Genomic DNA, 26,414 nt, shown 5'->3' with positions numbered 1-26,414 from the left:
AGATGCTGGGTCAAGAAGTCGTTTCTGCCGCGGCGATCGCGGCAAGTGTTTTGTTCATCCTCTCGCTTGGGGGCTTGAGCAACCAGGAAAAGGCCAAGCGAGCGGTGTGGTATGGCATCGTCGGCATGGCGTTGGGGGTCGGCGCTACCATGTTCGGTCCGGGCATCGGTGGCTATGGCTGGATGATTCCGATGATGCTGATCGGTGCCGCTATCGGCACGGTGGTGGCCAGAAAGGTCGACATGACCGAGATGCCGCAGTTGGTGGCAGCGCTGCATTCCTTTGTCGGCTTGGCAGCGGTGTTCGTCGGCTGGAACGCCGATCTTGAGCGGCGTCGCGTGCTGGCGGCACAGCTCGCCGAATCCGGCACCGATGGCTTCTCCGCCTTCGCTGCCACCCTGGCGTCGAAGACGCCGGCCGAGCTGACCTTTCTGCAGGTCGAGGTGGTGCTTGGGGTCTTCATCGGTGCGGTGACCTTTACCGGTTCGGTGATCGCCTTCGGCAAGCTCGCCGGCAAGGTCGACGGCAAGCCCCGTCAGTTTCCGGGGGGGCACTGGTTGAATGCCGGAGCGGCGATCCTGTCGCTGCTGCTGGCCATCGCCTACCTCAACGGGGCCGGTTTCTGGACCCTGCTGGTGCTGGCGCTGCTGGCCTTCTTCATCGGCTGGCACCTGATCATGGGCATCGGTGGCGCCGATATGCCGGTAGTGGTCTCGATGCTCAACAGCTATTCCGGCTGGGCGGCGGCGGCCATCGGCTTCACGCTTTCCAATGATCTGCTGATCGTCACCGGCGCCCTGGTGGGCTCGTCGGGGGCCATTCTGTCCTACATCATGTGCAAGGCGATGAACCGTAACTTCATCAATGTGATTCTGGGCGGTTTCGGGGGCAGCAAGGGTGAGGCGGCCGAGATCGAGGGCGAGCAGGTGGCCATCGATACCGGCGGCGTAGCCAGCGCGCTGAACGATGCCGACAGCGTCATCATCGTTCCGGGTTACGGCATGGCGGTGGCCCAGGCGCAGAACGCGGTCAGCGAACTGACTCGCAAGCTGCGCAGCGCCGGCAAGAATGTACGCTTCGGCATCCATCCGGTGGCGGGGCGACTGCCGGGGCACATGAATGTGTTGCTTGCGGAGGCGCGAGTGCCCTATGACATCGTCATGGAGATGGACGAGATCAATGATGATTTCGCCGAGACCGACGTGGTGATCGTCATCGGCTCCAACGACATCGTCAATCCCGCGGCGCAGGAAGATCCTGCCAGTCCCATCGCCGGCATGCCGGTGCTCAAGGTGTGGGAAGCCAAGCAGGTCTTTGTCTGCAAGCGCGGGCAGGGTACCGGCTACTCCGGCATCGAGAACCCACTGTTCTTCAAGGAAAACACGCGGATGCTGTTTGGCGACGCCCGTTCGAGCATCGACAGCCTGGTGCCGATGATCGACTGAGTTCCTTGATCGACGGGCCTCGTGCCCCGTCTCCGTAGCCCATAGCGGAGAGGCATTTCGGCCTCTCCGCTTTTCGTTACAATGAAGGGGTCTATCACTCGTCAATGGATCGAGAATGTCTGATGATCGCTTGAAGGTCGCGGTGCTGGGTGGCGGCAGTTTCGGTACCGCCCTTGCCAGTATTGCGGCCGACAATGGGGCCCGGGTGCACCAGTGGATGCGCGATGCCACTCTGGCGAATGAAATCAACCGGGACCATCGCAATCGCCATTATCTGCCGGATTACGCCATCAACCCGGCTGTGACGGCCACAACCGATATGCGCGAGGTGCTTGCCGGCGCGGAGTTGGTGCTGGTGGCGATTCCTTCCCAGGCTTTCCGCAGCGTGGTGCGCCAGGCGCGGCCCTGGCTGTCCTCCGAGCAGATACTGGTCAGCACCACCAAGGGCATTCAGGCAGAAGCCTTCAAGCTGATGAGCGAGATCCTCGAGGAGGAGACTGGCTTTCCTCACATCGGTGTGATCTCCGGCCCCAATCTTGCCTCCGAGGTCGCCGACAAGCAGCTCACGGCCACCGTGATCGCCAGTGACGACCCCTTGACTCGCACCCGCGTACAGAGCCTGCTGGGCTGCGATTATTTCCGGGTCTATGCCAGCAATGATCGCTTCGGCGTTGAGCTTGGCGGTGCACTGAAGAACATCTATGCCATTGCCGCCGGCATGGCGGCGGCCCTCGGCATGGGCGAGAACACCCGCAGCATGCTGATGACCCGGGCGCTGGCGGAGATGAGCCGTTTTGCCGTGCATCTGGGGGCCAACCCCATGACCTTTCTAGGCCTTTCCGGTGTCGGTGACCTGATCGTCACCTGTTCATCGAAGCTCTCGCGCAATTACCGCGTCGGCTATGCCCTTGGCGAAGGGCGCACGCTTGAAGAGGCTGTTGAGGCCTTGGGGCAGGTCGCCGAAGGCGTCAACACCGTGCATCTGGTGCATGACAAGGCGACAGAGGAGGGCGTTTATATGCCCCTCGCCGAGGGGCTCTATCAGGTCCTCTTCAATCAGGTGCCGGCCCGCGACATGGCCAAGCTGCTCATGCAGGGCGAGCAGAGCAGCGATGTGGAATTCACTCTGTCCCGCGAGGACGTCAAGGCCGCCCGGCGCCTGGAGGATTGAACAAGATGCACGAGACTCTTTGGATCATGCGCCACGGCCAGGCCGCTCCCGGCCGCCCGGATGCCGAGCGCTCGCTCACCGATGAAGGTAAATGCGAGGCCAGCGACATGGCCGACTGGCTGGCGCAACGCCTCGCCGATGAGAGGCTACCTACCCCGCGGGTACTGGCAAGCCCTTATCGTCGTGCCCAGCAGACCGCAGCCCTGATGGCCGAGCGGCTGGACGTGCCGGTCGGGACGCTGCCGATCATCACCCCGGATGACCCGGTAGGTCCGGTCCTTGACTGGTTGATCGACGCCCAGGAACAGTCGCCGGGGCCGCTGTTGCTGGTTAGCCACATGCCCCTGGTGGGCCTGCTGACCACACAGTTGACCGATGGGCCTCGGGCGCTGGGGCTGGGATTTCCTACTGGCGCCATCGCCCGGCTGGAGAGCGATGTCTTCGCCGCTGGCTGTGCGCGCCTGATCGGCCTGGAAGCGCCCGGGTATCGCTGAAGGCCAAGCGCTGGCTTACCCAGCATGCCCCATCGTTCGCGACGCCTCATGGATTGCCGGGATATTTCCCTTACCGTGCTTTAGGAGTCCTCATGACGTATATGGTCAATAATCGCATCCACGTGACTTCGGGTTATGAAGAGGAGTTCGAGGCCCGCTTTCGCGCCCGGGCCGGCGAGATCGACAAGCAGCCGGGGTTCGTCGCCATGCGCGTGCTGCGTCCTCAGGGCAATCAGGCGCCCTATGTCGTGGAGACTGAATGGGACAGCCAGGAGGCCTTTCGCGCCTGGGTCGGCAGCGACGACTTCAAACGCGCCCACGCCAACCCCATGCCGAAGGAGGCCTTCGGCGAGGGCGGTGGCATCGAGCAGTTCGAGGTGGTGATTCGCGCGGATGCGCCCGCGGCAAGTTAAGGGCGCTGGATACGTTTAGCTAGATGAGTCCGGTGACGCGCAGGCCAAATACCCCACCGGTAATGGTCAGGCTGGCCAGCAGGGTACTGATCGCGATGATGTTGGCGGCGAGCTTGGCATTACCGTTCATCGCTTTGACCATCACGAAGCTGGCGGCCGCCGTAGGGCTTGCGAAGAACAGGAATAGCACGCCCAGCTCGCGTCCGCTGAAGCCCACCAGCCAGGCACCGGCTGTGGCCAGCGCCGGCAGGATGGCCATCTTCATCAGGCTGGCGCTGACGGCGGTGGTGCTGTCGTTGCGTAGAGCGCTGACCGAGAGTGTCGCTCCCACGCAGATCAGGGCCAGTGGCAGGGTCAGTGAAGCGAAGTAGTCGCCGGTCGTCAGTAGCCAGCCCGGCAACGTCAGGCCCGAGAGCGCGACTGGCAGGGCGGCCATCACGGCAAGAATCAGAGGGTTCTTGGCGATATGCCCGAGAATGCTGCGCCAGTCCGCCGCTTGACCGTCCTGAAAGGTGCTCAGCGCCACTACTGAAAGGGCGTTATAGCTAATGATCACCACCCCCAGCAGCAACCCGCCCGCCGAGAGGCCGTAGTCGCCGTACATGCTGGCCGCCAGCGCCAGGCCGACGATGCCGCAGTTGCCGCGAAAGGCGCCCTGGATATAGACCCCACGGTCTGCTCGCGCCACGCGCCAGTTGGCCCAGCCCCAGGCAAGTACGAAGCTTGCCAGGGTGGCGAGGGCGAAGAAAACCAGCATGCCTGGATTCAGGCTCGCTTCGAGATCGGCCTGGACGATGCTCAAGAAGACCAGGGTCGGCAATGTGGCCTTGAACACCAGCTTTGATGCGGTGGAAACGAAGGCTGAATCGATCCATCCCCAGCGCTTCAGACCAATGCCGATGAACACCATGGCAAAGACCGGCAGGGTGACGTTGAGGGTGTGCTGGAAGACGGCGAGAAGGTTCATACCTTTACGTACTCCCTAAATCGCCAGCCAGCGACCGACGACGATTGCCGCGACCACGGTGATAAAGAAAAGGGCATTGCGTAGGCGGGTGTCGCGAGGGGGACGCGGCTTTGACACGGTGGTCTCCAGAATGAGGTGGGCGGCGAGCACGCTTGGCTATCCAGTCATGACTAATGGATGGTTTGAAAGTCAAACAGTCGTTTTATACTGGCCCAGTGGCGGCTAAGCGGAGTATGGTAATCCCGTTAGCCTGCTAGTTTCCACTGACTAGGATGATTTCATGCCCCAGCGACATGCTTCCGACTGGGCTGGCAACGCCTCTCCCATCGCTTCAAACGAGCGCGCCCCCAAGCCGCCGCTGGTCTTCGCTCATGCCAACGGCTTCACCGGGCGCAGCTACCAGAGTCTCTTGGCACCGCTGGGCGAGCGGTTCGCCCTTCATCCTCTGGAGCAACTCGGTCATCACCCGCATTTTCCGGTAGGACATAACTGGCTTTCGCTGCGCGATGAGCTGCTGTCACGTCTGCCTGAGGGCGACACCCGGGTGATCGGCGTCGGGCACTCGCTGGGAGGAGTGCTGATGGCGATGGCGGCGGAGAAGGCGCCAGAGCGTTTTCGCTGCGTGGTCGCCATGGATCCCCCGTTGATGCTGGGTTTCGATGCGCTGGCCATCAAGGTCGCCAAGCGTACTGGCCTTGTCGATCGTGTCACGCCGGCGGGGCGCAGCTTGGGGCGTCGGGCACATTGGCCGGACCATCAGACGATGAGCGAAGACCTGCGGTGCAAGAGCCTTTTCCGAGACTTTACCCCAGAAGCCTTCAGCGACTATCTGGCAGGTGCCGCCCGCCAGCATGACGGTGGCGGCGTCGGGCTGGCCTTTTCCCCGGATACCGAAGTGGCGATCTTTCGCCATCTGCCCGACCACCTGCGGGGGCTTCCCAAGCGACTAAAGGTACCGCTGGCACTGTTGGCGGGCCGCGAGTCGGACCTGCTGACGGCACGCCGCCGACGGCGGTTTGCAACGCGTGGGGTGCCTGTGAAGTTGGTGCCGGGAGGCCATATGTTTCCCATGGAGCACCCCGAGGCCTGCCGTCGGGCCCTATGTGCCACTCTCGATCACCTCTTGGAGTCTTCCTGATGAGCCCGACCGAACTGCACTTGGCTGACGGCCGTCTCGCGGCGTTAGCCTGGGGAGCGCCCGGGGCGCCGACTTGGCTTGCCTTGCATGGCTGGCTCGACAATGCGGCGAGCTTTTCGCGGCTGGCGCCCTTGTTGGTCGAGCAACTCGGTATTCGAATCGTGGCGCTGGATTTCGCCGGCCATGGTTGCTCCCGGCGGCACCCGCCCGGCGTCGACTATGCGATCTGGGATTACTGCCACGACGTGCTGGATGCCATGGCGAGCCTGGAGCTCGAGTCAGCTCCGCTGCTGGCCCATTCGATGGGCGCAGGAGTGGCCTGCCTGCTGGCGGCGGCGCTTCCTGAACGGGTCGAGCGGCTGATGCTGATTGATGGTCTGGGCACGCTCAGTACGCCGGCAGACGACAGCGCACAGCAGCTGAGGCGTGGCCTGCTGGGGCATCGGCGGCGCAGCTCACCGTCACCGCGCTATGCTGATGTAGAGAGTGCTGTGGCGGCCAGGGTCGCGGGCGGCGTGACACCTATCGATGCCGACTCGGCCTGGCCGCTGGTCGAGCGTAACCTGGAGCGGTTGGAGGATGGCCATGTCCGGCTGCGAACCGATGGCCGCCTGCTGCGACCTTCGCTGGTGCGCTTCTGTCCTGAGCAGGTGGTGGGCATGCTGGCTGCGATAGAGGCGCCCACGCTATTGATCGAAGGTGAGCGGGGCATCCTGGGTGAGCGGAAGGGCGCCAAGCAGAGTCGGGCAGCGCTGAAGGGGCTCGAACGACGGGTGTTGAAAGGGGGGCATCATCTACACCTTGAACGCGAAGCGCTGGCCGCGGTGGCCGGCAGCATCGCACAATGGTGGCAGGTGGCTGCGTCCGGTGTGGTCGAGAAGTGAGACGTACCAGACCAACGCCTGGTGAGGAGGGAGAGTGATGAGCGGCAAGATGAAAGAAGGCAAGCGTGTCGCCCTGGTGCTTGGCAGCGGCGGTGCGAGAGGCTATGCGCATATCGGCGTAATCGAGGAACTCGAGGCGCGCGGCTACGAGATTGTCGCCATCTCGGGCTGCTCGATGGGCGCGTTGGTTGGCGGTATCTATGCCGCCGGTCAGCTATCGGCCTATCGTGATTGGGTGTGCCAGCTGGATTATTTCGATGTGCTCAAGCTGGTTGATGTCACCTGGAGCCCGATGGGCGCCATGCGCGCCAACAAGGTGATGAGCAAGCTGTCCAGCCTGATCGGCGATACCCTCATCGAAGACCTGCCGCTGCCGGTGACGACCGTGGCGACCGACCTGGTTCGGCAGCGCGAGGTGTGGTTCCAGAGCGGCTCATTGTTGCAGGCCATCCGCGCGTCGATTGCCGTGCCCGGCATCATCACGCCGGTCCATGTCGGCGATCAGGTGCTGGTCGATGGTGGTTTGATGAACCCCCTGCCGATCATTCCCACCGTCTCTGCCCAGGCCGACCTGGTCGTCGCGGTCAACGCCACCGCGCACAGCCCGAGGCCGGTAACCCTGGAAGAGTTATTGCCGGCCGAGGAGGTGGCTGAAGAGCTGGCTCGTGAAGAGGCCCTGGAGGCTGAGGGGCGTGGCTTTTCAGGTTGGGTGGCCGGGGTGCGCGGACGCGCTCAGCGGCTGTTCAATTCAGGCAGCGGAAACGACAGCGGCAATGGCGCCGACGAGGGTGAAGAGCCCCAGAGCCCTCAGGTGGCAAGCCAGCGGGCCTGGGGCAAGCTCGACATGATGCTGGCTTCCTTCGATATCACTCAGGCGGCATTGGCCAAGTACAAGGTGGCGGGCTATCCGCCGGACGTGCTGATTGAGATACCCAAGACGGTGTGTGGCGCCTATGAATTTCATCGCGCCGAGGCCCTGATCAAGCTGGGCCAGCACCTGGCGTCTCAGGCCATCGATCGGCTCGAGGGGCCCGCGGCAAGCCGAGCCGGGGCACGACGGGCGTCGCTGGTTGATACCCCCGTGGTTTCGCCTGTGATCGGGGCCTCGCCGGATCAAACTAGATCCGAGGCCAGCGAGCCTGCCGCGCCATAAGGGCCGGATAAGGGCCCGGATGTCGCCTGGTTCTCGTTTGGCGCTTCACTGAAAATCCAAGGGGCACATTCGACTAGAGGCTCTCGCCGCGGCGGCGCAGTAACACATAAACGGCGCCGCTGCCGCCATCCAGTTCCCGCGCCGAGCAGAAGGCCAGCACGCTTGGCCATTCCCGAAGCCAGGCGTTTACATGGCTCTTGATCACCGGGTAGGCGTCGGGTCCGCTGATGCTGCGTGCCTTGCCGTGGACCACCAGCACGCAGCGGGCGCGCTGAGCTCGGGCCTCGGCAATGAAGCTTTCGAGCTCTGCGCGGGCCTCGTCGACGGTGTAGCCGTGCAGGTCGAGCCCAGCCTCCCAGGCGATGCTGCCGCGCTTCAACTGGCTGCGGGTGCGCTGGGGCAGGTCGGGGACGGTGAAGTCGAGCCACTCGGAAGGTCTTACGGGCTCGACCCGTCCATCGCTGGTGCGGCTGCTCAGCTGATAGCTGTCGGCTTCGAGGGCGGCGGCACGACGTTCGGCCAGGGCCTCTCGGCGGCGCTGTTTCGGCTTGCCCGGGTCGGCCCGGTTCGAGCAAATCGGCTTGACGCCTGCGTCGGCCAGGGCCTGGCGAAACAGCGAAACCTCATCATCATCCGGGTGTCCGCGGCGCTGGCTCATGTTGCTCCCCGTGGATTGCGTTGAATGGGTAAATGCCGAGCTAGTATAGCGGCTTGGCAGCGGCTGTGAACCGGGCGTCGGGCCGGGTACAATCAAGGATTTGAATCTCAATCCGATAAACCACAGGACGACGCGTGGCCGCTTCCCGACCCGATGCCGATTCGACCCTGATTCTCGATGATACTAAGATCGCCGAGGATCTCCTCACCCTGCGTGACTGTCTGCGCTGGGCGACCAGTGAATTTTACACCCATGGCCTCCATTTCGGTCATGGCACCGCCTCTCCCTGGGACGAGGCGGTGGCGTTGACGCTGGGTGCCCTGCACTTACCCTGGGATGTGGACCCCTCAGTGCTGGAGGCACGGCTGCTTCCTATGGAGCGCCTTCGCATCGTGGGTCTGGTGCGCTCCCGCATCGAGACGCGACGGCCGTTGCCTTATCTGCTTGGAGAGGCCTTCTTTGCTGGCGTAGCGTTCAACGTCGACGAACGGGTGCTGATTCCCCGCTCGCCGATCGCCGAGTTGATCGAGGACGGTTTCGCCGCCTGGTTCCCCGAGGAGCCACCGGCGAGGGTTCTGGATCTTTGCTGCGGCTCGGGCTGCATCGGTATCGCCACCGCTCTGCATCTGCCTACCGCCGAGGTCGACCTGGCCGACATCAGTGCCGATGCGCTCGAGGTGGCCAAGGCCAATATCACGCGTCACGACGTTGGTGCGCGAGTGAGGGCTGTGGCGTCCGATGTGTTCGATGGCCTGGTGGGGCAGCGCTATGACCTGATCGTCTCCAATCCCCCTTATGTGGATGCGCGTGACTTGGCCACCATGCCGGCCGAATTCGGCCACGAGCCGACCCTGGCCCTGGGGGCCGGGAACGATGGCTTGGATATCGTGCGCCGCATCCTGCGCGAGGCAAGAAGCCTGCTCAGCGATGACGGCGTGTTGATCGTCGAAGTCGGGAACTCCGATCATCATCTGGAGGCGGCCTTCCCCGAGGTCCCCTTCCTGTGGCTGGAGTTCGAGCGCGGGGGGCAGGGTGTCTTCGTGCTGACCGCCCAGGAACTCGACGCCTACGCGGCAACCTTCGCCTGAACTGTTGATACCAGAGCCCTGAGGAACGTCAATGTCCGGTAATACCTTCGGCAAGCTGTTTACTGTCACTACCTTCGGCGAGAGCCACGGCCCGGCGCTGGGCGCCATCGTCGACGGCTGCCCGCCGGGTATTCCCCTCAGTGAGGCCGACCTGCAGCGCGATCTCGATCGTCGCCGCCCCGGTACCTCGCGGCACACCACGCAGCGTCGCGAGCCTGACCAGGTGCGGATCCTGTCAGGCGTCTTCGAGGGCGTCACCACCGGTACCGCCATCGGCCTGATGATCGAGAATACCGATCAGCGCTCCAAGGACTACTCCAAGATCAAGGACCAGTTTCGTCCGGCCCATGCCGATTACACCTACCATCACAAGTATGGTCGTCGGGACTATCGGGGCGGCGGGCGCTCCAGCGCGCGGGAAACCGCCATGCGCGTGGCGGCCGGCGCCATTGCCAAGGCCTACCTGGCGGCTCAGGGCATCAGTGTGCGTGGCTACATGAGCCAGCTCGGTCCGCTGACCATGGAGTTCAAGGACTGGGCGGCGGTCGAAGACAACGCTTTCTTCTGCCCCGATCCTGATCGGGTGCCGGAGCTCGAGGCCTACATGGATCAGCTGCGCCGCGATCAGGACTCGGTGGGCGCCAAGATCACCGTAGTGGCCGAGGGCGTGCCGGCCGGGCTAGGCGAGCCGGTCTTCGATCGCCTGGATGCTGAACTCGCCCATGGCCTGATGAGCATCAATGCCGTCAAAGGCGTGGAAATAGGTGATGGCTTTGCGGCCGTCGCTCAGCGGGGCAGCGAGCACCGGGACGAGATGACGCCTGAGGGCTTTCTTTCCAACCACGCCGGCGGCGTGCTGGGCGGTATTTCCTCGGGCCAGACGGTCATCGCACACCTGGCTCTCAAGCCGACCTCCAGCATCACCCTCGCTGGACGCTCCATCGATGTGCATGGCAACCCGGTGGAAGTCATCACCAAGGGTCGCCATGATCCCTGTGTGGGCATTCGTGCCACCCCGATTGCCGAGGCCATGATGGCGCTGACGCTGATGGATCACCTGCTGCGTCACCGAGCGCAGAATCTCGACGTCAGCGTCGCCACGCCTCACCTGCGTTGAGTTTACGGGGCCGCGTGTTGCCCCCCTGGCTGCTAGACTGAGGTGAAATACCTCAGTCTGGCTATGCCCATGAAGATAAACCTCGAATTTGACCTCACGCCTGCCGAATTTCGCCAGTCTCTTGGCCTGCCCGATGTTGAGGCATTCCATAACGAGCTGATGTCACGCATCCAGCAGCAGATGGACGCGGGCGTCGAGGGCTATGACCCCATGAGCCTGCTCCAGCCCTTCCTCAAGACTCCCTTTATGCCGACGGCTTTCCAGGATTCGCTCAAGGGCAATTTCCAGGACAACCTGTCCCAGAGCATGACCAGCTTCGGTAACTATCAGCAAATGATGCTCGACATGCTGCGTCAGGCCCAGGCTGCTGCCAGCAAGACGCAAAAAACCGACGACGGCGAAAAGGCCGGTAAGGGCAAGCCGGCCGATGAACCGGCCAGTGCCAGCTCACGGTCGCACCGCAAGTAGCGCGACCTATTGCATAGGCGTGCGTCCGAGACTACGCTTTGTGCAGTGCAGCAAGGGGCTCGTGCCCACATTCATGACCCTGGGAGGGTGATGCCATGCAGGACAAGATGTTTACCGAGTTCACAGAGCAAGCCGAAAGCTTCTTTGCGCCGATGCGCAAGCTCAATGGCCTAATGCTCGACAACATGGAGAAGCTGACCCAGTTTCAGCTCGAGTCCATGAAGCGCTACAGCCAGTTGGGTACCGAGCGGCTGCGGGATGCCACCGAAGCCAAGGACCCTGAGGCCATGCGCGATTTCGGCACTCGTCAGGCGGAGATGATGAATGAGCTCTCCACCCAGCTGCTCAAGGACGCCGAGGCCATGACCGAGCTCAGTCTCGAGTTCAAGCGCGAGATGGAAAAGGTCATGACCGAGGTCTCCGAGACCGCGGGCAAACAGGCAGCCTCTGCGACACAATCCGCCAGTGAACAGATGACCGCTGCCACAGAGCAGGCGGTTGCGTCCACTCAGCAGTTTGCCGAGAAGGCCTCCCAGCAGGCGACAGAGGCCACCCAGCAGGCGGCACAAGCGGCAAAGCAGGCGACAGAGTCCACGCCTCAGGCAGCAGCTACCAAGCCGTCTTCCAGCGCGACCAGCCGTCGTAGTGCCTCGAGTGCCTCCAAGAGTTCGGCAGCTGGCAAGTCGGGCGGCACTGGCGGCAGCAAGAGTTCTTGATTTGAGCCTGCGGTCAGCCCCTGCTGGCTAGCCATCGCCCATGGCCGGAAAACGCACGCGTTTTCCGGCCATGGGCGTATATGTAGGCCGTCATACATAGCGGGCGTGTTATATAGGTAGGTGTTATTTAAGTATGAGCCGCCCAAGGTAGACAAAATGACGGTCGCCGACCGTTCGGTTATCAGGACGTTGGCAGCAAGGTAGTTTGACCAGTGGTTTGGGGGCGCAAAGGGTTTTGATAATAGGGCTCCGGTAATAGGGCTTCGATCACAGGAGTGGGCAATGCAGTCAGGTTTTCATACGCCGTCGGCGTCCGAGCTTCAGGAATGGACCGAACAGCTGGAAGTGATGGGGCAGCAATATCAGGTGCTGATGCAGGATATGTTGGCGCGGATGTTGCCCGGTGAAGCCGGCAAGACCATTTACGATGACATGCGCGAAAGTTTTCGTGCCGGCGTCGAGGCTCTGATCAGCGATCCCGAAACGCTCGTCAACACTCAATTGCAGCTCGCTCAGGATCAGATGCAGCTCTGGCAGCAGGGCCTGCGTGACCTGAGCGGCGAAGAAACCGAGCTTTTGATCGAGCCTGCCCGCCATGATCGTCGCTTCAAGGACGAGGCCTGGCGGCATGAACCCTTCTATCGAGGGCTGCTGGAGCAGTACCTGTTATTCTCGCGCCTGGTCGAGGAAATGATCGATAGCCTCGACAATTTGCCGCCGGACCAGAAGCGCAACCTGGCGTTCTATGCCCGCCAGTACGTGAGTGCCATCTCGCCGTCGAACTTCGCCTCCACCAACCCGGAGGTGATGCGCCTGACCATGGAGACCAAGGGCCAGAACCTTATCGAGGGGCTGGCACAGCTGCGCGAGGACCTGGCCAACTCGGCGGAAGGCATCAACGTCAAGATGACCGATCGCAGCGCTTTCACCATCGGCGAAAACGTGGCGGTGACACCGGGCTCGGTGGTCTTCGAAAACGAGTTGATGCAGCTGATTCAGTACGCCCCGACCACCGAACAGACGTTCAAGACGCCGCTGCTGATGGTGCCGCCCTGGATCAATAAGTACTACATATTGGACCTGCGCCAGGACAACTCTCTGGTCAAGTGGCTGGTCGATCAGGGACACACCGTCTTCCTGATTTCCTGGCGTAACCCGGGGCCCGAGCAGCGTGACCTGACCTGGGCCGACTACATGCAATTGGGCCCTATCGAGGCCATGAGTGCCATCGAGCAGGCGTGCGGCGAGAAGTCGGTGAACCTGCTGAGTTACTGCATCGGAGGTACACTGGCTGCTTCGACGGTGGCCTACCTGACCAGCACACGCCGCGGGCGCAAGGTTCGCTCGGTGACCTACATGGCCACGCTGCAGGACTTCAGCGATCCCGGCGAGATCGGTGTCTTCCTCAACGAGCCGGTGCTACAGGGCATCGAGCGCCAGTTGGAAGCCGATGGCTACCTGGATGGCCGAGTCATGGCCTTCTCGTTCAATCTACTGCGAGAAAACGATCTGTTCTGGTCGTTCTATATCAGCAACTACCTGAAAGGCGAGCAGCCGGCGGCCTTCGATCTGTTGTACTGGAACACCGACGGCACCAACCTGCCGGCCGGTACGCATGGTTGGTACTTGCGTAACATGTATCTGGAGAATCGCCTGATAGAGCCCGGCGGTATCGAACTGGACGGTGTCAAGATCGACCTGCGCAAGATATCCACGCCCAGCTACTTCGTATCCACTCGTGAAGATCATATCGCCAAGTGGAACAGTACCTACGGCGGCACCCAGCTTCCCAAGGGGCCGGTGACCTTCGTGCTCGGCGGCTCAGGGCATATCGCCGGTATCGTCAACCCGCCGCACAAGAACAAGTACGGTTTCTGGACCAACCCGGAGCTGCCGGCCGACCCGGACGCCTGGTTCGAGGGTGCGACCTTCAATGAGGGTTCCTGGTGGCCGCATTGGCAAGCTTGGATGACCGACAACGGCTATGCGGATACCGCGAAGATGGTGCCGGCAAGACAGCCCGGCGAGGGCGAGTTATCGGTCATCGAGCCGGCGCCGGGACGCTACGTGTGTCAGACCATTCCCGAGGTGTTAGGCCAGAACCAGGGCTGAAGCTGAAAGAGCGCCCCCGCAGCGATTGAGCTGTGGGGGCGTTTGCGTTGGTGGCGGTTGGCTCATACTGCTTCGGGCTTCGGGCTTCGGGCTTCGGGCTTCGGGCTTCGGGCTTCGGGCTTCGGGCTTCGGGCTTACGCCTTGCGGCGTCGGCCCGATAAGCTCAGCCCCGGCAGCACCAGCAGGGTGGCGACGAGCCAGGCTGGCCAGCTGCCAGTGCGGGTGAAGGGGGTTGTGCCCTGCATGGCGCGCACTTCGCCGCTGAGGGCGGTGGCGGTGAACTGTGGGGCTCGTGCGGTGATGCGGCCCTGGTCATCGATGATGGCGGTAACGCCGTTGCTGGTGGCGCGCATCACGTAGCGGCCATTCTCCAGCGCCCTGAGCCGTGCCATCTGCAGGTGCTGAAGCGGTCCCAGTGAGTCGCCGAACCAGGTGTCATTGGAGACCGTCAGCAGTATCTCGGCATCCCGGGCACGAGAAGCCACCAGGTCGGCATAGACGATTTCATAGCAGATGGCGCTGCCGATGGAGAGTCCGGCGGCCTGGATAGGCGCCTGCGAGCCCTTGGCCGGCGTCATCGTCGGTGCTGGCAGATCGAAGAAGGCCACCACGCCTCTCAGCAGACTCTCCAGCGGCAGGTATTCACCGAAGGGCACCAGATGGGCCTTGCGGTAGTTGCCGCTGGCATTGCCAAGGCCAATCACGCTATTGAAATAGCCATCCGGATCGCGTTGCAGAATGCCGGTGAGGAGCGCCGTGTCGGGTGCAATACCGGCCTGGACGCGTTCGAGCAGCGGCATCGCCTGGTCTTCGAACATGGGCAGGGCGGCTTCGGGCCAGACGATCAGGTCGGTATCATCCGCGAGCCCTGAGGTCATGGTGCTATAGGTATTCCAGGCATCCCGCTGGCCCTCGGGGCTCCATTTGGTCAGCTGTGGCAGGTTACCCTGCAGCAGTGCCACTCGCGTGGAATCCTCAGCCGGGCGAGTCCACTGCCCGGGTAGCGCCAGGGGCACCAGCCACAGCACGGCAAGGATGGCTGCTGGCGCCAAGCGGCGGCGCAGCGCCTCGATACCCAGGGTGCCTGTCAGGGCGGTGATCAGCGACAGCAGGTAGACACCGCCCACCGGTGCCCAGGGGGCGAGGGGCGAGTCCACCAGGGACGTGCCGCTCAGCAGCCAGGGGAAGCCCGTAAACAGGTAGGTGCGCAGTACCTCGCCCAGCACCCAGGCCCCGGCGAAGCTGAGCGCCGCAAGCCTCGGCCCGGTGAGACGCCGGTAGAGCCACAGCGCGACGGCAGGAAAGAGGGCCAGGGCAGCAACGAAGAGGACGGTCAGCATTGCCGCCACCGGCATGCTGGTGTAGCCGTAGTCATGGATCGATATGTAGACCCAGGTCGTGCCGCTGCCGAACAGGCCAAGGCCGTAGCACCAGCCCTTTAGAGCCGCTTGCCTGGGGCTTAAGGACTGTATGCCCAGGTACATCAGGCCAATCGCGAGCGGGGCTAGCCACCAGAGGGAGAAGGGGGCGGCGGACAGGGTCGTCAGTCCGCCGGCAATCACCGCGAGCAGATAGCCGATCGCGGGGCTCAGGTGTCGTTCACTCATTATCAGTCTCTTATGGCGTCCATGCGGCGCACCTTCAGGCTCGGTTTCGACCTGCGTCAGGTGCGGCTCTCCTCGGCTTGTTGCGTCTCGGCCTGTTCGGCTTGCAGCAAGCGGATGCGACGATTGTCGGCGTTGAGCACCGTGAAGCGCCATTCGCCGAGCTCGGCGAACTCACCGCGCCTGGGGAGATGGCCGAAGCTCTGCATCACCAGGCCGCCTAGGGTATCGAATTCCTCATCGGAGAAATCGGTATCGAAGCGCTCGTTGAAATCCTCGATCGGGGTCAGGGCGCGGATCGCGTAGCAGCCGTCTCCCAGGTCGCGGATGTCCTCTTCCTCGTCGATATCATGCTCGTCTTCGATATCGCCGACGATCTGCTCGAGAATATCCTCGATGGTGACGATACCGGCGGTGCCGCCGTACTCGTCGACCACCACGGCCATATGGTTATGGGTCTCGCGGAATTCCTTGAGCAGGCTGTTCAGGCGCTTGGACTCGGGCACGAACATGGCCGTGCGCAGGATATTGGTGAGATCAAAGCTGTCGCGATTCTCCTGGCTCTTCATGAGTAGCGGCAGCAGATCCTTGGCCAGCAGGATGCCCTTCACCTCGTCCAGATTCTCGCCGATCACCGGATAGCGCGAGTGGCCGGTCTCGAGAATCACCGACAGGTAATCCTCCGGCGGCTGGTCGGCGGCGATGGCCGTGACCTGGGAGCGGGGAATCAGCACTTCTCGGACCTGCTGATCGCTGATTTGCAGGGCGCCTTCGATAATGGTCAGGGCGTCCTGATCGAGACGCAGGCGTGGGCCGGCCTCGCGAAGGAATTCCCTCAGCTCATCGCGTGAGCTGGGTTCTTCGGAGTCGGAGCTGAAAGCGGTGAACAGTTTTTCGAGCCAGGATTTGTTGCTCTGACTACTCGATCGATCTTCGCTCATGCGTAGGGTCTCTTTTCCTCGGAACCAAGGTCGAGATGGTCGGTGGCATACGGATCTTGGATAGCAAAGCCAGCGAGGATGACCCTCTCCAGGTCCTCCATGCGCTCGGCTTCATCATCCTCGATATGGTCATGCCCCAGCAGATGCAAGGTGCCATGCACCACCATGTGAGCGTAGTGAGCCGACAGCGACTTTTCCTGCTCTTGGGCTTCACGGACCACGACGGCATGGCAGATGACCAGGTCGCCGAGCAATGGCAAGGTCAGGCCCGGCGGTGATTCGAAGGGAAAGGAAAGTACATTGGTCGGGCGGTCGCGGTTGCGATAGTCGCGATTGAGGGTCTGACTCTCCTCGGCCTCGACGAAACGCACCGTCACTTCCTGGCGCGTTTCGCCCTCATGCTGGTCAAGCGTGGCGCTGATCCAGTGCTCCAGCTCGTCTTGGGAGGGCAGCGCCGCGATGTCGCTGTCGGCCTCGAGCGCGATCTGTCGGTCGACGATGACTGGCGGAGGTTCACTGATCATGATGATTCCCCGTAGTCGACTGGGCCCTGACTCTGACTCTTGCGCACCTGGCGCTCCTCGGCCTGGGCTTCGCGACGGGCGTCGCGCTGCTCACGACGCGCGCGCTCGGCGTCTTCTTGTTCGGCCTCGAAGTGATCGTAGGCCTCGATGATGCGTTGTACCAGCGGGTGGCGCACCACGTCCTTGGCGGCGAAGTGAGTGACGCCGATGCCCTGGGTGTCCTTGAGGACGTCGAGCACCTGGATGAGCCCCGAACTCTGCCCTCTGGGCAGGTCGACCTGGGTCACGTCGCCGGTAATGACGGCCGTCGAGCCGAAGCCGATACGGGTCAGGAACATCTTCATCTGTTCGCGAGTGGTGTTCTGGCTCTCGTCGAGAATAATGTAGGCATTATTCAGGGTACGGCCGCGCATATAGGCAAGCGGGGCGATCTCGATCACCTGGCGCTCGATCAGCTTGTTGACCTGCTCGAAACCGATCATCTCGTACAGGGCGTCGTAGAGCGGCCGCAGGTAGGGGTCGATCTTCTGGGCCAGGTCGCCGGGCAGGAAGCCGAGTTTCTCGCCGGCTTCGACGGCGGGACGCACCAGCAGAATGCGGCGCACTTCCTGGCGGTTGAGGGCTTCCACGGCGGCGGCGACGGCAAGATAGGTCTTGCCGGTACCGGCCGGCCCGATGCCAAAGTTGATGTCGTGAGCCCGGATGCTGGCGACATAGCTCTGCTGGTTCTGTCCCCGCGGCTTGATCAGCGCCTTGGGAGTGCGCATCAGCAGATCACTATCACCGATGGCATCCTCTTCTTCCTCGATGGCCTCGAGGCCGGATTCCTGCAGGAAAAGGTGGACCATGTCCGGCGTCAGGTCGCTGGCCTCGGTTTCCCGATACAGACGCTCGAGCACGTTGGCGGCCGCCTTGGACCTGGCGCCGGGGCCGGCCAGCTGGAAGGTGTTGCCGCGGTTGCGCAAGGTCACGCCCAGGCGCTCTTCGATCAGCTTGAAGTGTTCGTCACGCTGGCCGCTCAAGTTGGCGAGGCGCCGCGGATCATTGGGCTCGAGGGTCAGGGTGATGATGCGATTGGCCTGAGAGGTTGTCTGGCTCAAGTCGAGAGGGTCCCGTGCGTTGGAGATGGATGACGGCAGCTTACTGCCCGGGGCCTGCTGGGGGCAATGCCCATGACGACGCCTGTGTGAGGCAGGGCGTCGTCAGCGGGTAACATTAGGAACGGATGGGTGGCCCTAAACGGATTGTTGGCCCTAGTAGCAGGCGGGCGATGCCAGTTCGCCGCGCAGCGAGTTGGGCAGTGCCTCGGTGATTTCCACGTCGACGAAGTGACCGATCAGCTCGGCCGGGTTGGGGGCGCGGAAGTTGACCACCCGGTTGTTCTCGGTGCGCCCGGTCAGCTGTCCCGGGTCCCGGGGCGAGAAGCCGGTGACCAGGATGCGCTCGACGTTGCCGACCATGCGCCGGCTGATCTGCATCACATTCTGGTTGAGGCGCTCCTGAAGAATCGCCAGGCGCTCCTTCTTGACCGACTGCGGCGTCTCGTCTTCGAGCTCGGTGGCTGGGGTGCCGGGCCGCGCCGAATAAACGAAGCTGAAGGAGTGATCGAAGCCGATGCGATGGATCAGATCCATGGTGGCCTCGAAGTCGGCTTCGGTCTCACCCGGGAAGCCGATGATGAAGTCCGAGGAGAAGCTGATCTCCGGACGCAGCTCGCGGATACGCTCGAGCTTGTCGACGTATTCCTCGACCGTATGGCCACGCTTCATGGCCGCGAGGATACGATCCGAGCCTGCCTGGACGGGCAGATGAAGGTGGCTGACCAGCTCGGGAATCTCGCCGTAGGCTTCGATCAGCGAATCCGAGAACTCCACCGGATGCGAGGTGGTGAAGCGGATGCGGTCGATGCCTTCGACGGCGGCCACGCAGGCGATCAGCTCGGCCAGGTCGATTTCGTCGCCGAGCTGGTTCTCGCCTCGGTAGGCGTTGACGTTCTGCCCCAGCAGGTTGATCTCGCGCACGCCCTGGTCGGCGAGGTGAATGACCTCGTCCATGACCGACTCGAACGGTCGAGAGATTTCCTCGCCGCGGGTGTAGGGCACTACGCAGAAGGTGCAGTACTTGGAGCAGCCTTCCATGATCGAAACGAAGGCGGTGGCACCATCCGAACTCGGCTTGGGCAGGTGGTCGAACTTCTCGATTTCCGGGAAGGTCACGTCGACCACCGAGATCGGCTCGGCGCTCTTGTTGCGGGCATCGAGCATGGTCGGCAGGCGGTGCAGGGTCTGGGGGCCAAACACCATATCGACATAGGGCGCACGCTTGCGCAGCGCCTCGCCTTCTTGGCTGGCCACGCAGCCGCCGACGCCGATCACCAGGTCCGGGTTCTTTTCCTTGAGCTTCTTCCAGCGGCCAAGCTGGTGAAAGACCTTTTCCTGCGCCTTCTCACGGATGGAGCAGGTGTTGAGCAGGATGACGTCGGCGTCACGCTCGTCGTCGGTCATTTCCAGTTTGTGAGAATCGCCGAGCAGATCCGCCATGCGGGCAGAGTCATACTCGTTCATCTGGCAGCCGTGGGTCTTGATGAAGAGTTTCTTCGTCATAACAATGGGCCGAGACTGCAGGAGTCCCGGCGCGTCCGTCACCGAAATTGGGAATGAGGTCGGGCAAGGCCCGAGGCGGGCGGCCCTGGCCCGGGCGGCCCTTTCTGTAGATGGCTAGATTATACGTATCCAGTGGCGGCGCGGCCAGCGCACCAAGGCTGTGGTATTCTGGCCGCCGTTGGGAAATCGTGCAGGCATCCTTGCATGACAGCCAGGTTAAAAATTGAACAATCCGTGGCGATTCCAGGCCTTGCGCCGATTGCCACGTGATCGCGAGCGGTTTTCCCAAGACTTATCCACAGAAAGTGTGGATGGGATCAGGTCTCATCGCAGTGCCATCGACACAGGACGTGCGATGGCCTGAGCAACTCCGCGTGGGCAGGCATCGACGAGCCTCCATCGCCCTGAAAGACGGCAGACTTATGCGAACATTCAACTCTGTGATGCTGGGGATTTCCTTGGCCACTTTGACGCTTGGGGCCCAGGCCCAGGAGACTACCGACCCGGATCTCTGGGTATCGGACGATCTCACTACCTTCGTGCGCAGCGGCCCCACAGACGGCTACCGCATCGTGGGTACCCTGACGGCCGGTGAACCGGTCGAGCTGCTCGATACCAGCGGGGATTACTCGCTGGTCCAGGGGCCGGGGGGCGATCAAGTGTGGATTCTTTCTTCCAATCTTCAGGAGGAAAAAAGCGCCACCGCTCAGTTGCCGGCTCTTCAGGAGCGGGTCAAGACGCTGAGTAATGAGCTCGAAGGCATCAATGAGCAGTGGGAAGGGCGGCTTGCCGCGACGACGGAGGCACTTGAGCAGCGCGAGGCGCGAATCAGTGATCTCGAAAGTCGCAACCAGGCGCTGCAGGATCAGTACAGTGAGTCTGAGGAAAACCTGCGCGGCCTCCAGGCCCGGTTGGAGACCCAGGAAGAAGACCTGCTGTTGCGCTACTTCATGTACGGTGGCGGCGTGGCCGGGGGTGGCCTGCTGGTTGGTTTGATCATTCCCCACCTGCCCAGGCGTCGCAAGAAAAACGATCGCTGGTTCTAGGCTAAAGCGCTGATGGAAGGTAGTGGGATAGCAAGCGGTTAGCCCATGCCCGGACCGATGCAACAGGAGTGCACATGAGCAATGAATGGATCTCGCGCTGGCGCGAGGGAAGGATCGGCTTTCATCGCGACGTCGAACATCCGGCCTTGGTCCGCCATTGGCCAACGCTTGGCGTCGAGCCGGGCACCAAGGTGCTGGTGCCGCTGTGCGGCAAGAGTCTGGACATGCGCTGGCTGGCGGCACAGATGCATCCGGTGTTGGGTATCGAGCTTGCCTCGCTTGCCATCGAGCAGTTCGTGGCGGGAGGCGGAGAGGCGTCTCGCTATCGTCAGGGCGATTTCGAGATATGGCGACAGGGCAGCATTGAACTCTGGTGTGGTGACTTCTTCCACTTTCATACCCAGCAGGCCGCCGACCTGGGTGCCTTCTACGACCGGGCGGCCCTGATTGCACTGCCGCCCGCGACCCGGCAACGCTATGCCTTCCATCTCGCCCAGTTGATGCCACCCGGCGCCCGAGGGCTTTTGATCAGCTTGACTCGCGCTCCCGGTGACGATGCCGGGCCGCCTTATAGCGTGCCTGCCGATGAAGTGAGAGAGCTGTTTGGCGCCAACTTCGAAGTGAACCACCTCGAGGATGGCGAGCCGGAAGACAACGGCTGGCAGGAAAGCGTTTGGTCGCTTCAGCGTCGTGGCCCCAGGGCCGGTCGGGAACAGGCCCAGTGACGCTCCACTAGCCGCAGAGGTCTGAATGCCAAGGCAAGCTTGGCGAGGTTATCCAGTGGGTTCGCTGATGGACGCCAGATTGCGGCCATTTCCGGTCATTGCGGGCTGGCCGCATTTTCTCTCATCGATCCCTACAGGACCGTCCCCACAACAATGCCCGGCCATGGCCGGGCATTGTTGTTCTCGTTTGAAAGGGCGAGTGTCTAGCGGGCCAGCAGCTGTCCCATCGCCGGATCACCGAAGGCCCTATCGAGGCCATCGCTCAGCAGTTCGTTGATCATCTGGGTGTTGTCTTCCTGACTTGGACGCAATGCATAGGACTGGTTGCGCCTCGAGGTGTAACGGCCAACATAGCTTTCGCCCCCATTTTGGGCCTCGGCCTCGAATACCGCCTCGAGCTCTGCCTCGCCGAGCAGCGGCTGGCTGTTGCCGTGGGCATAGTCGAGGCGCTTGAGTGTCAGGGTTAGCCGTGGGCGCTGCGCATCAGTGTCGCCGGTGGGTGTGAAGCCCATCTGGCGCAGCGCATATTCGGCCTGGGAGGCGAGCTGGGGGAGTACGTCGGCAGTCTGCAGGGTGATGGTGTCGGTGCCCATGACGGCACCACTGCGGCTGCCCAATACATCGCTTTCGCGGCCGTCGATCACCGTCAGCGTGACCGCCTGCCCGCTGCCGCTTTCAGGCAGATCGCTGCTTACCTTCGGGTTGGCCTGGATGTATTGCGGGCTGCTGGCACAGCCGGCCATGGATAGCAGCAGAGCCATCAACATCAGGCCCAAGGCTGTCTGCCATGCAGTCGATTGGTGAGTCTTCATGAGGAAGCGTCGTGTCATGATCAAGGTCCTTATGCAGAGGCGGAAGCCGTGTCTTGCTGCCGAGTATATCCATGCAGGCACCAAAGGCCGAGCAGGGGGCCCGGTAACAGCAGCCAGGCAAGCCAGGCGCCGGTGTGCTGCCACAGCGGAATCAGGATCAGCAGCGATAGCATGGAGATCGCGAAACCGGTGGCGTTTTGAAGCGTGAGTGCGCTGCCCACGATATGGGCCGGGCAGGCCTTGGCCGAGAGCGCGGAAAACTGCGGGGAATCGACCACCGCCAGCGCGCTCCATAGCGCCAGGAAGCCCACCAGCACGCCCCCTGGTAACCCGCCCAGCAGCGGGTAGAGCGCACAGCACAGGCCTGAGCCTGCCAAGGCGAACTGTGCCACGCGGCGGCTGCCCAAGCGGATGCTGAAGGCCCCGCCAATCCAGCAGCAGGGGCCACCAATGGCGATTAGCGTGAAGGCGCCGAAGGCAAGCTCCACGGTGGTCAGTGAAGGCCAGCGTGCAGCGAGCATCAGGGGTAACAATGCCCAGAGGGTGTAGAGCTCCCACATGTGGCCGAAGTAGGCACCGGCAGCATGGCGGAAGTTGCGGATGCGAAAGGCCGCGAGGCCACCCAGGGGCAGGCCAGGCTTCGTGCCACCATTGGGGCTAGCCGCAGGCTCAGGACTGGCACCTGCCGGACGCGGTGCCTCGCCGAGTCGCCAGACCATGACGCCACCCAGCACCGCTAGCAGCGACGCGCTCCAGATGCCGCCTCGCCAGGATAGGGTGATCTCATCGAGAGCGGTAAGGGTGCGCAGGCCGTGGGGCAGGGCGGTGCCCAATACCAGCATGCCGACCAGCCAGGCCAGACCCACGCCGCTACGTCCCGGCGTCCAGCCCACCATCAGCTTCATGCCGACCGGATAGATGCCTGCTAGACACAGGCCGGTGATCACCCTGAGCGTTACCGCCATATCCAGGCCGCCGGCCATCGGCAGCAGTGCATTGGAGAGCGCGCCGAGCAGACAGCAGGCGGCGAAGAGTCGGCTGGCATCGAGGCGGTCGGCGAGACCGGTAAGGCCGATGGTCAGGGTGCCGAGCAGGAACCCGCCTTGAACGGCGCCGGTCAACCAGCCCAGGTCCGATGGGGCCAATGACCATAAGGTCATCAGCTCCGGAAGCACGGCGTTGGGCGTGAACCATAGCGCGGTGCCGAACAGCTCGGCGATGGCAAGAATCAGGGTGGGCATGAGCACCAGAGCGAGTGGGAAAATGAAACGGCCCGGCGGTGCCGGGCCGTCAATCTAAGGTAAAGCCTAGAGCAAGGTCTCGTGGAATATTAGAGCCCCATGGCCGAAGAGGTCGAGCGCCGCGGATCGGCACCGCCGAAATACTCCCCATCGAGGATCATGATCGACTGGGCAGCCCCCATGGCGTCCTGCAGGCTGATGGTATGGCCCTTGGCCTCGAGTAGCGCGATCGTATCCGGGCTGATGCCATCTTCGATGCGAATCTCGTCCGGCAGCCACTGGTGGTGGATGCGCGGGGCGCTGACCGCCGACTGGATGTTCATGCCGTGATCGATGACGTTCATCAGCACCTGCAGGGTGGTGGTGATGATCCGTGAGCCGCCGGGGCTGCCGGTAATCAGGAAGTTATCGCCATCTTTCTTGACGATGGTAGGCGTCATCGACGACAGCATGCGCTTGCCGGGCTCAACCTTGTTGGCCTCGCCGCCGATCAATCCATAGGCGTTGGGTACGCCTGGCTTGGCCGAGAAATCATCCATCTCGTTGTTGAGCAGGAAGCCGGCTCCGTCGACTACGATCCCCGAGCCGTAGCTGAAGTTGATGGTGTAGGTGTTGGACACCGCCAGGCCATTGTCGTCGACGATCGAGAAGTGGGTGGTCTCGTTGGACTCATAGGGCAGCGGGTTGCCGGGTGCCAGAGAGCTACTGGGCGTGGCTTCGTCCATGCTGATGCCCTGGCGCAGTTCGTCGGCGTAGGCCTTCGAGGTGATGCCCTTAAGCGGCACGTCGACGAAGTCGGTATCGCCCAGGTACTCGGAGCGGTCGGCATAGGCGCGTTTCATGGCTTCGGCCATCACATGAATGGTGGCGGCGGAGTTGAAGCCCATTGCACCGATATCATAGTCCTCGAGAATATTGAGCATCTGCACGATATGGGCACCACCGGAGGAGGGCGGGCTCATGGCGTAAATGTCATAGCCGCGATAGGTGCCATGGCTGGGTTCGCGAATGATCGGCTGGTAGGCGGCTAGGTCTTCCATGGTGATCAGGCCGTCGTGGGCCTGCATCTCGGCGACGATCAGTTGCGCCGTCTCGCCTTCATAGAATTCTCGGGCGCCCTTCTCGGCGATGCGCTTGAGGGTGGCGGCGAGGTCCGGCTGGCGGAAGATGTCGCCCACCTGATAGTCACTGCCATCTGCCTTGAAGAATTTTGCTCGCGATGCTTCCCAGGGCTCGAAGTTCATGCGTGCATCCCGGATGCCGTCGACAAAACGCTGGGGCAGCGGGAAGCCGTTTTCAGCTAGATCGATGGCCGGTGCCAAGGCCTCTGCCAGACTCATGGTGCCGTATTGCTCAAGGGCCATTGCCAGGCCGGCGACGGTGCCGGGCACCCCGGCCGCCAGGTGAGTGAAGCGTGAACGCTCGGTGACCGCGTTGCCGTCGGCATCCTGGAACATGGTCTCGGTGGCGGCGGATGGCGCCATCTCGCGGTAGTCGATAGCGATGACCTCACCGCTGGTTTCATCCGAAATCAGCATGAACCCCCCGCCACCGATATTGCCCGACCGGGGCTGGGTGACCGCCAGGGCGAAACCGGCGCTGACGGCTGCATCTACCGCATTGCCGCCCGCCGCCAGCACGTCATGCGACACCTGGGAGGCGAGAAAATGGCTGGTGGCGACCATGCCCTGAGTGCCGACTTCAGGGTGAAAGCGTTCACCCTCGAGAATCGCTTCCTGAGCGAAGAGGCCAGGTGCGAATGAGAGGGTGCCGGCCAGTAGGCCGAAGGCGAGTGAGTGTCGCAGGGGGAACAGGGGCATGACCGTCTCCTTGGTGATGTGTCGTTCTCCACTATTGTTGCTATGTGCGAAGGGCGCAAGGAGAGGGCAAGCAAGGCTGCATGAAACCTCGACCAGGCGAGGCAGCGGCACACGGCGCCGACAGTCCGAGTCTGTAAGGGACGCCGACACGCTGGCTTGCTGCTAGAATGGCGGCCTGTCACCTTGCCACTCTTTTGTTTTTCAGGAGCCTGCCCTGCCCATGAGCGACGCAACGCCAGACTTCAAGATCGCGCCCTCGATTCTTTCTGCCGACTTCGCCCGCCTCGGCGCAGAGGTCGATGACGTGCTCGCCTCCGGCGCCGACATCGTCCATTTCGACGTCATGGATAACCACTACGTGCCTAACCTGACCATCGGCCCAATGGTCTGCGAAGCGTTGCGCAAGCATGGTGTCACCGCGCCCATCGATGCCCATCTGATGGTCAAGCCGGTGGACGACCTGATTCGTCAGTTCATCGATGCCGGGGCGACCTATATCACTTTCCATCCTGAGGCCTCCGATCACATCGATCGCTCGCTGCAGCTGATCCGCGACGGCGGCTGCCAGGCGGGCCTGGTATTCAACCCAGCTACGCCACTGCACTATCTGGACTACGTGATGGACAGGCTCGACATGGTGCTGCTGATGAGCGTCAACCCAGGCTTCGGCGGCCAGTCGTTCATTCCCGGCACCCTCGACAAGCTGCGCGAGGCCCGCCAGCGAATCGATGCCAGCGGCCGCAATATCCGCCTGGAAATCGACGGCGGGGTGAAGGTCGACAACATCGCCGAGATCGCCCGTGCCGGGGCCGATACCTTCGTTGCCGGTTCCGCTGTATTCAAGGCGCGCAGCGACGACGACCCGCACCGCTATGACAGCGTGATGCAGGCCTTCCGCGACGAACTGGCAACGGTCTGATCGGCATGACGGCATCGCCGTGCTGGCATCTCTACATACTCAGAACCGCCGCCGGTCACCTCTACACCGGCATTACCACCGATGTGGCAAGGCGCTTCAAGGAACACCATGACGGCGTGCGTGGTGCCAAGGCGCTGCGTGGCAAGGGGCCGCTGACGCTTTTGCACCATGAGGCCGTCGGCGAGCAGGGCGATGCGCTGCGACTCGAGGCACAGGTGAAGCGTCTGTCGGCGACGGGCAAGCGCGCCTGGCTGGAGGCGCGCCGCTCGGGCCAGCCTGATACTGATAGAGTGCCGCAAAAGCTGCCATAACGGCTGCGATGCTCTATACAACAAGGATGAGCGGTGGGCAGCGG

26 protein-coding genes are annotated in these 26,414 nt (G+C 62.8%); 16 read left to right on the top strand and 10 right to left on the bottom strand.

The window, feature by feature from the left end; all coding sequences use genetic code 11:
- Nucleotides 1-2: 2 nt before the first annotated feature.
- The 4 genes from HUS66_RS11435 (at nt 3) to HUS66_RS11420 (ending at nt 3,523) form a co-directional block, all read left to right on the top strand.
- On the top strand, nt 3-1,445 hold the full coding sequence (locus HUS66_RS11435) for an NAD(P)(+) transhydrogenase (Re/Si-specific) subunit beta (RefSeq protein WP_175071043.1): 1,443 nt from the start codon (nt 3-5) through the stop codon (nt 1,443-1,445).
- Nucleotides 1,446-1,560: 115 nt separating this feature from the next.
- Nucleotides 1,561-2,616 carry an NAD(P)H-dependent glycerol-3-phosphate dehydrogenase gene (locus HUS66_RS11430; RefSeq protein WP_175071042.1) on the top strand — a complete coding sequence of 352 codons (1,056 nt, stop codon included), beginning with the start codon at nt 1,561-1,563 and terminating at the stop codon, nt 2,614-2,616.
- Between the two features lie 5 nt (nt 2,617-2,621).
- The gene (sixA, locus tag HUS66_RS11425; protein ID WP_175071041.1) at nt 2,622-3,110 is read left to right on the top strand and encodes a phosphohistidine phosphatase SixA; all 489 of its coding nucleotides are present in this window, start codon (nt 2,622-2,624) and stop codon (nt 3,108-3,110) included.
- 92 nt (nt 3,111-3,202) lie between these two features.
- Nucleotides 3,203-3,523 (top strand): antibiotic biosynthesis monooxygenase family protein, encoded by a 321-nt coding sequence (locus tag HUS66_RS11420; RefSeq protein ID WP_175071040.1) that lies wholly within the window; start codon nt 3,203-3,205, stop codon nt 3,521-3,523.
- 19 nt (nt 3,524-3,542) lie between these two features.
- Here HUS66_RS11420 and HUS66_RS11415 read toward each other — a convergent pair whose 3' ends face one another.
- Entirely contained in the window at nt 3,543-4,490 is a 948-nt protein-coding gene (locus HUS66_RS11415; RefSeq protein ID WP_175071039.1) for an AEC family transporter, read from the bottom strand.
- Between the two features lie 280 nt (nt 4,491-4,770).
- On the opposite strand from HUS66_RS11415, the gene HUS66_RS11410 reads away from it, so the two are divergent.
- From HUS66_RS11410 to HUS66_RS11400, 3 genes are read left to right on the top strand one after another with little or no spacing between them, the layout of a single operon-like run.
- Entirely contained in the window at nt 4,771-5,628 is an 858-nt protein-coding gene (locus tag HUS66_RS11410; protein ID WP_175071038.1) for an alpha/beta hydrolase, read from the top strand.
- Nucleotides 5,628-6,512: an alpha/beta fold hydrolase gene (locus HUS66_RS11405; protein WP_175071037.1), complete on the top strand. Its 885-nt coding sequence runs from the start codon at nt 5,628-5,630 to the stop codon at nt 6,510-6,512. Before HUS66_RS11410 ends, HUS66_RS11405 begins: the two co-directional genes overlap by 1 nt.
- 37 nt (nt 6,513-6,549) lie before the next feature.
- Nucleotides 6,550-7,665: a patatin-like phospholipase family protein gene (locus HUS66_RS11400; protein WP_175071036.1), complete on the top strand. Its 1,116-nt coding sequence runs from the start codon at nt 6,550-6,552 to the stop codon at nt 7,663-7,665.
- 73 nt (nt 7,666-7,738) lie between these two features.
- Here the strand turns inward: HUS66_RS11400 and HUS66_RS11395 are convergent, their stop codons facing one another.
- Nucleotides 7,739-8,323 (bottom strand): Smr/MutS family protein, encoded by a 585-nt coding sequence (locus HUS66_RS11395; protein WP_175071035.1) that lies wholly within the window; start codon nt 8,321-8,323, stop codon nt 7,739-7,741.
- Nucleotides 8,324-8,457: 134 nt separating this feature from the next.
- Here HUS66_RS11395 and prmB point away from each other — a divergent pair, with 134 nt between their 5' ends.
- From prmB to phaC, 5 genes are all read left to right on the top strand, one after another.
- Nucleotides 8,458-9,411: a 50S ribosomal protein L3 N(5)-glutamine methyltransferase gene (gene prmB / locus HUS66_RS11390; protein WP_175071034.1), complete on the top strand. Its 954-nt coding sequence runs from the start codon at nt 8,458-8,460 to the stop codon at nt 9,409-9,411.
- A 31-nt stretch (nt 9,412-9,442) separates the two neighbouring features.
- Nucleotides 9,443-10,528, top strand: a complete 1,086-nt coding sequence (aroC, locus tag HUS66_RS11385; RefSeq protein WP_175071033.1) for a chorismate synthase — start codon at nt 9,443-9,445, stop codon at nt 10,526-10,528.
- Between the two features lie 69 nt (nt 10,529-10,597).
- Nucleotides 10,598-10,996 (top strand): hypothetical protein, encoded by a 399-nt coding sequence (locus HUS66_RS11380; RefSeq protein ID WP_175071032.1) that lies wholly within the window; start codon nt 10,598-10,600, stop codon nt 10,994-10,996.
- 95 nt (nt 10,997-11,091) lie between these two features.
- Nucleotides 11,092-11,712 carry a phasin family protein gene (locus tag HUS66_RS18015; RefSeq protein ID WP_175071031.1) on the top strand — a complete coding sequence of 207 codons (621 nt, stop codon included), beginning with the start codon at nt 11,092-11,094 and terminating at the stop codon, nt 11,710-11,712.
- Nucleotides 11,713-11,994: 282 nt separating this feature from the next.
- Nucleotides 11,995-13,824 (top strand): class I poly(R)-hydroxyalkanoic acid synthase, encoded by a 1,830-nt coding sequence (gene phaC, locus HUS66_RS11370; protein ID WP_175071030.1) that lies wholly within the window; start codon nt 11,995-11,997, stop codon nt 13,822-13,824.
- Nucleotides 13,825-13,958: 134 nt separating this feature from the next.
- Here the strand turns inward: phaC and lnt are convergent, their stop codons facing one another.
- The 5 genes from lnt to miaB all read right to left on the bottom strand — a co-directional run bounded on the left by lnt (nt 13,959) and on the right by miaB (nt 19,496).
- Nucleotides 13,959-15,431: an apolipoprotein N-acyltransferase gene (lnt, locus tag HUS66_RS11365; protein ID WP_175071029.1), complete on the bottom strand. Its 1,473-nt coding sequence runs from the start codon at nt 15,429-15,431 to the stop codon at nt 13,959-13,961.
- Between the two features lie 56 nt (nt 15,432-15,487).
- Nucleotides 15,488-16,369 (bottom strand): HlyC/CorC family transporter, encoded by an 882-nt coding sequence (locus HUS66_RS11360; protein ID WP_092522678.1) that lies wholly within the window; start codon nt 16,367-16,369, stop codon nt 15,488-15,490.
- Entirely contained in the window at nt 16,366-16,893 is a 528-nt protein-coding gene (gene ybeY / locus HUS66_RS11355) for an rRNA maturation RNase YbeY (protein ID WP_175071028.1), read from the bottom strand. The genes HUS66_RS11360 and ybeY overlap by 4 nt, the downstream gene beginning before the upstream one ends.
- Entirely contained in the window at nt 16,890-17,993 is a 1,104-nt protein-coding gene (locus HUS66_RS11350) for a PhoH family protein (RefSeq protein WP_175071027.1), read from the bottom strand. The genes ybeY and HUS66_RS11350 overlap by 4 nt, the downstream gene beginning before the upstream one ends.
- A 153-nt stretch (nt 17,994-18,146) precedes the next feature.
- Nucleotides 18,147-19,496, bottom strand: coding sequence for a tRNA (N6-isopentenyl adenosine(37)-C2)-methylthiotransferase MiaB (miaB, locus tag HUS66_RS11345; RefSeq protein WP_175071026.1), 1,350 nt, complete (start codon nt 19,494-19,496; stop codon nt 18,147-18,149).
- 422 nt (nt 19,497-19,918) lie between these two features.
- Here miaB and HUS66_RS11340 point away from each other — a divergent pair, with 422 nt between their 5' ends.
- Both HUS66_RS11340 and HUS66_RS11335 read left to right on the top strand, forming a co-directional pair.
- Nucleotides 19,919-20,542: a TIGR04211 family SH3 domain-containing protein gene (locus HUS66_RS11340; protein ID WP_175071025.1), complete on the top strand. Its 624-nt coding sequence runs from the start codon at nt 19,919-19,921 to the stop codon at nt 20,540-20,542.
- 74 nt (nt 20,543-20,616) lie between these two features.
- Nucleotides 20,617-21,267 (top strand): thiopurine S-methyltransferase, encoded by a 651-nt coding sequence (locus HUS66_RS11335; protein ID WP_175071024.1) that lies wholly within the window; start codon nt 20,617-20,619, stop codon nt 21,265-21,267.
- A 203-nt stretch (nt 21,268-21,470) separates the two neighbouring features.
- On the opposite strand, the gene HUS66_RS11330 is transcribed toward HUS66_RS11335, so the two are convergent.
- From HUS66_RS11330 to ggt, 3 genes are all read right to left on the bottom strand, one after another.
- Nucleotides 21,471-22,097 carry a YajG family lipoprotein gene (locus tag HUS66_RS11330; RefSeq protein WP_254628803.1) on the bottom strand — a complete coding sequence of 209 codons (627 nt, stop codon included), beginning with the start codon at nt 22,095-22,097 and terminating at the stop codon, nt 21,471-21,473.
- 11 nt (nt 22,098-22,108) lie between these two features.
- Nucleotides 22,109-23,320 (bottom strand): MFS transporter, encoded by a 1,212-nt coding sequence (locus HUS66_RS11325; RefSeq protein WP_175071023.1) that lies wholly within the window; start codon nt 23,318-23,320, stop codon nt 22,109-22,111.
- Nucleotides 23,321-23,409: 89 nt separating this feature from the next.
- The gene (gene ggt / locus HUS66_RS11320; protein ID WP_175071022.1) at nt 23,410-25,140 is read right to left on the bottom strand and encodes a gamma-glutamyltransferase; all 1,731 of its coding nucleotides are present in this window, start codon (nt 25,138-25,140) and stop codon (nt 23,410-23,412) included.
- Between the two features lie 220 nt (nt 25,141-25,360).
- On the opposite strand from ggt, the gene rpe reads away from it, so the two are divergent.
- Nucleotides 25,361-26,059, top strand: coding sequence for a ribulose-phosphate 3-epimerase (gene rpe / locus HUS66_RS11315; RefSeq protein ID WP_175071021.1), 699 nt, complete (start codon nt 25,361-25,363; stop codon nt 26,057-26,059).
- A gap of 5 nt (nt 26,060-26,064) precedes the next feature.
- Complete coding sequence (locus HUS66_RS11310) at nt 26,065-26,370, top strand: GIY-YIG nuclease family protein (protein WP_175071020.1); 306 nt, start codon at nt 26,065-26,067, stop codon at nt 26,368-26,370.
- Nucleotides 26,371-26,414 lie beyond the last annotated feature (44 nt).

The organism is Onishia taeanensis (assembly GCF_013349955.1).
GTDB lineage: Bacteria > Pseudomonadota > Gammaproteobacteria > Pseudomonadales > Halomonadaceae > Onishia > Onishia taeanensis_B.
Note: the sequence above shows the minus strand (reverse complement) of the source record. Positions and strands in the feature narration are given on the sequence as shown.

Coding starts and splice junctions, on each gene's coding strand:
- HUS66_RS11435 (WP_175071043.1), top strand. CDS start 3: ATGCTGGGTCAAGAAGTCGTTTCTGCCGCGGCGATCGCGGCAAGTGTT.
- HUS66_RS11430 (WP_175071042.1), top strand. CDS start 1,561: ATGTCTGATGATCGCTTGAAGGTCGCGGTGCTGGGTGGCGGCAGTTTC.
- sixA (WP_175071041.1), top strand. CDS start 2,622: ATGCACGAGACTCTTTGGATCATGCGCCACGGCCAGGCCGCTCCCGGC.
- HUS66_RS11420 (WP_175071040.1), top strand. CDS start 3,203: ATGACGTATATGGTCAATAATCGCATCCACGTGACTTCGGGTTATGAA.
- HUS66_RS11415 (WP_175071039.1), bottom strand. CDS start 4,490: ATGAACCTTCTCGCCGTCTTCCAGCACACCCTCAACGTCACCCTGCCG.
- HUS66_RS11410 (WP_175071038.1), top strand. CDS start 4,771: ATGCCCCAGCGACATGCTTCCGACTGGGCTGGCAACGCCTCTCCCATC.
- HUS66_RS11405 (WP_175071037.1), top strand. CDS start 5,628: ATGAGCCCGACCGAACTGCACTTGGCTGACGGCCGTCTCGCGGCGTTA.
- HUS66_RS11400 (WP_175071036.1), top strand. CDS start 6,550: ATGAGCGGCAAGATGAAAGAAGGCAAGCGTGTCGCCCTGGTGCTTGGC.
- HUS66_RS11395 (WP_175071035.1), bottom strand. CDS start 8,323: ATGAGCCAGCGCCGCGGACACCCGGATGATGATGAGGTTTCGCTGTTT.
- aroC (WP_175071033.1), top strand. CDS start 9,443: ATGTCCGGTAATACCTTCGGCAAGCTGTTTACTGTCACTACCTTCGGC.
- HUS66_RS11380 (WP_175071032.1), top strand. CDS start 10,598: ATGAAGATAAACCTCGAATTTGACCTCACGCCTGCCGAATTTCGCCAG.
- HUS66_RS18015 (WP_175071031.1), top strand. CDS start 11,092: ATGCAGGACAAGATGTTTACCGAGTTCACAGAGCAAGCCGAAAGCTTC.
- phaC (WP_175071030.1), top strand. CDS start 11,995: ATGCAGTCAGGTTTTCATACGCCGTCGGCGTCCGAGCTTCAGGAATGG.
- lnt (WP_175071029.1), bottom strand. CDS start 15,431: ATGAGTGAACGACACCTGAGCCCCGCGATCGGCTATCTGCTCGCGGTG.
- HUS66_RS11360 (WP_092522678.1), bottom strand. CDS start 16,369: ATGAGCGAAGATCGATCGAGTAGTCAGAGCAACAAATCCTGGCTCGAA.
- ybeY (WP_175071028.1), bottom strand. CDS start 16,893: ATGATCAGTGAACCTCCGCCAGTCATCGTCGACCGACAGATCGCGCTC.
- miaB (WP_175071026.1), bottom strand. CDS start 19,496: ATGACGAAGAAACTCTTCATCAAGACCCACGGCTGCCAGATGAACGAG.
- HUS66_RS11340 (WP_175071025.1), top strand. CDS start 19,919: ATGCGAACATTCAACTCTGTGATGCTGGGGATTTCCTTGGCCACTTTG.
- HUS66_RS11335 (WP_175071024.1), top strand. CDS start 20,617: ATGAGCAATGAATGGATCTCGCGCTGGCGCGAGGGAAGGATCGGCTTT.
- HUS66_RS11330 (WP_254628803.1), bottom strand. CDS start 22,097: ATGACACGACGCTTCCTCATGAAGACTCACCAATCGACTGCATGGCAG.
- HUS66_RS11325 (WP_175071023.1), bottom strand. CDS start 23,320: ATGCCCACCCTGATTCTTGCCATCGCCGAGCTGTTCGGCACCGCGCTA.
- ggt (WP_175071022.1), bottom strand. CDS start 25,140: ATGCCCCTGTTCCCCCTGCGACACTCACTCGCCTTCGGCCTACTGGCC.
- rpe (WP_175071021.1), top strand. CDS start 25,361: ATGAGCGACGCAACGCCAGACTTCAAGATCGCGCCCTCGATTCTTTCT.
- HUS66_RS11310 (WP_175071020.1), top strand. CDS start 26,065: ATGACGGCATCGCCGTGCTGGCATCTCTACATACTCAGAACCGCCGCC.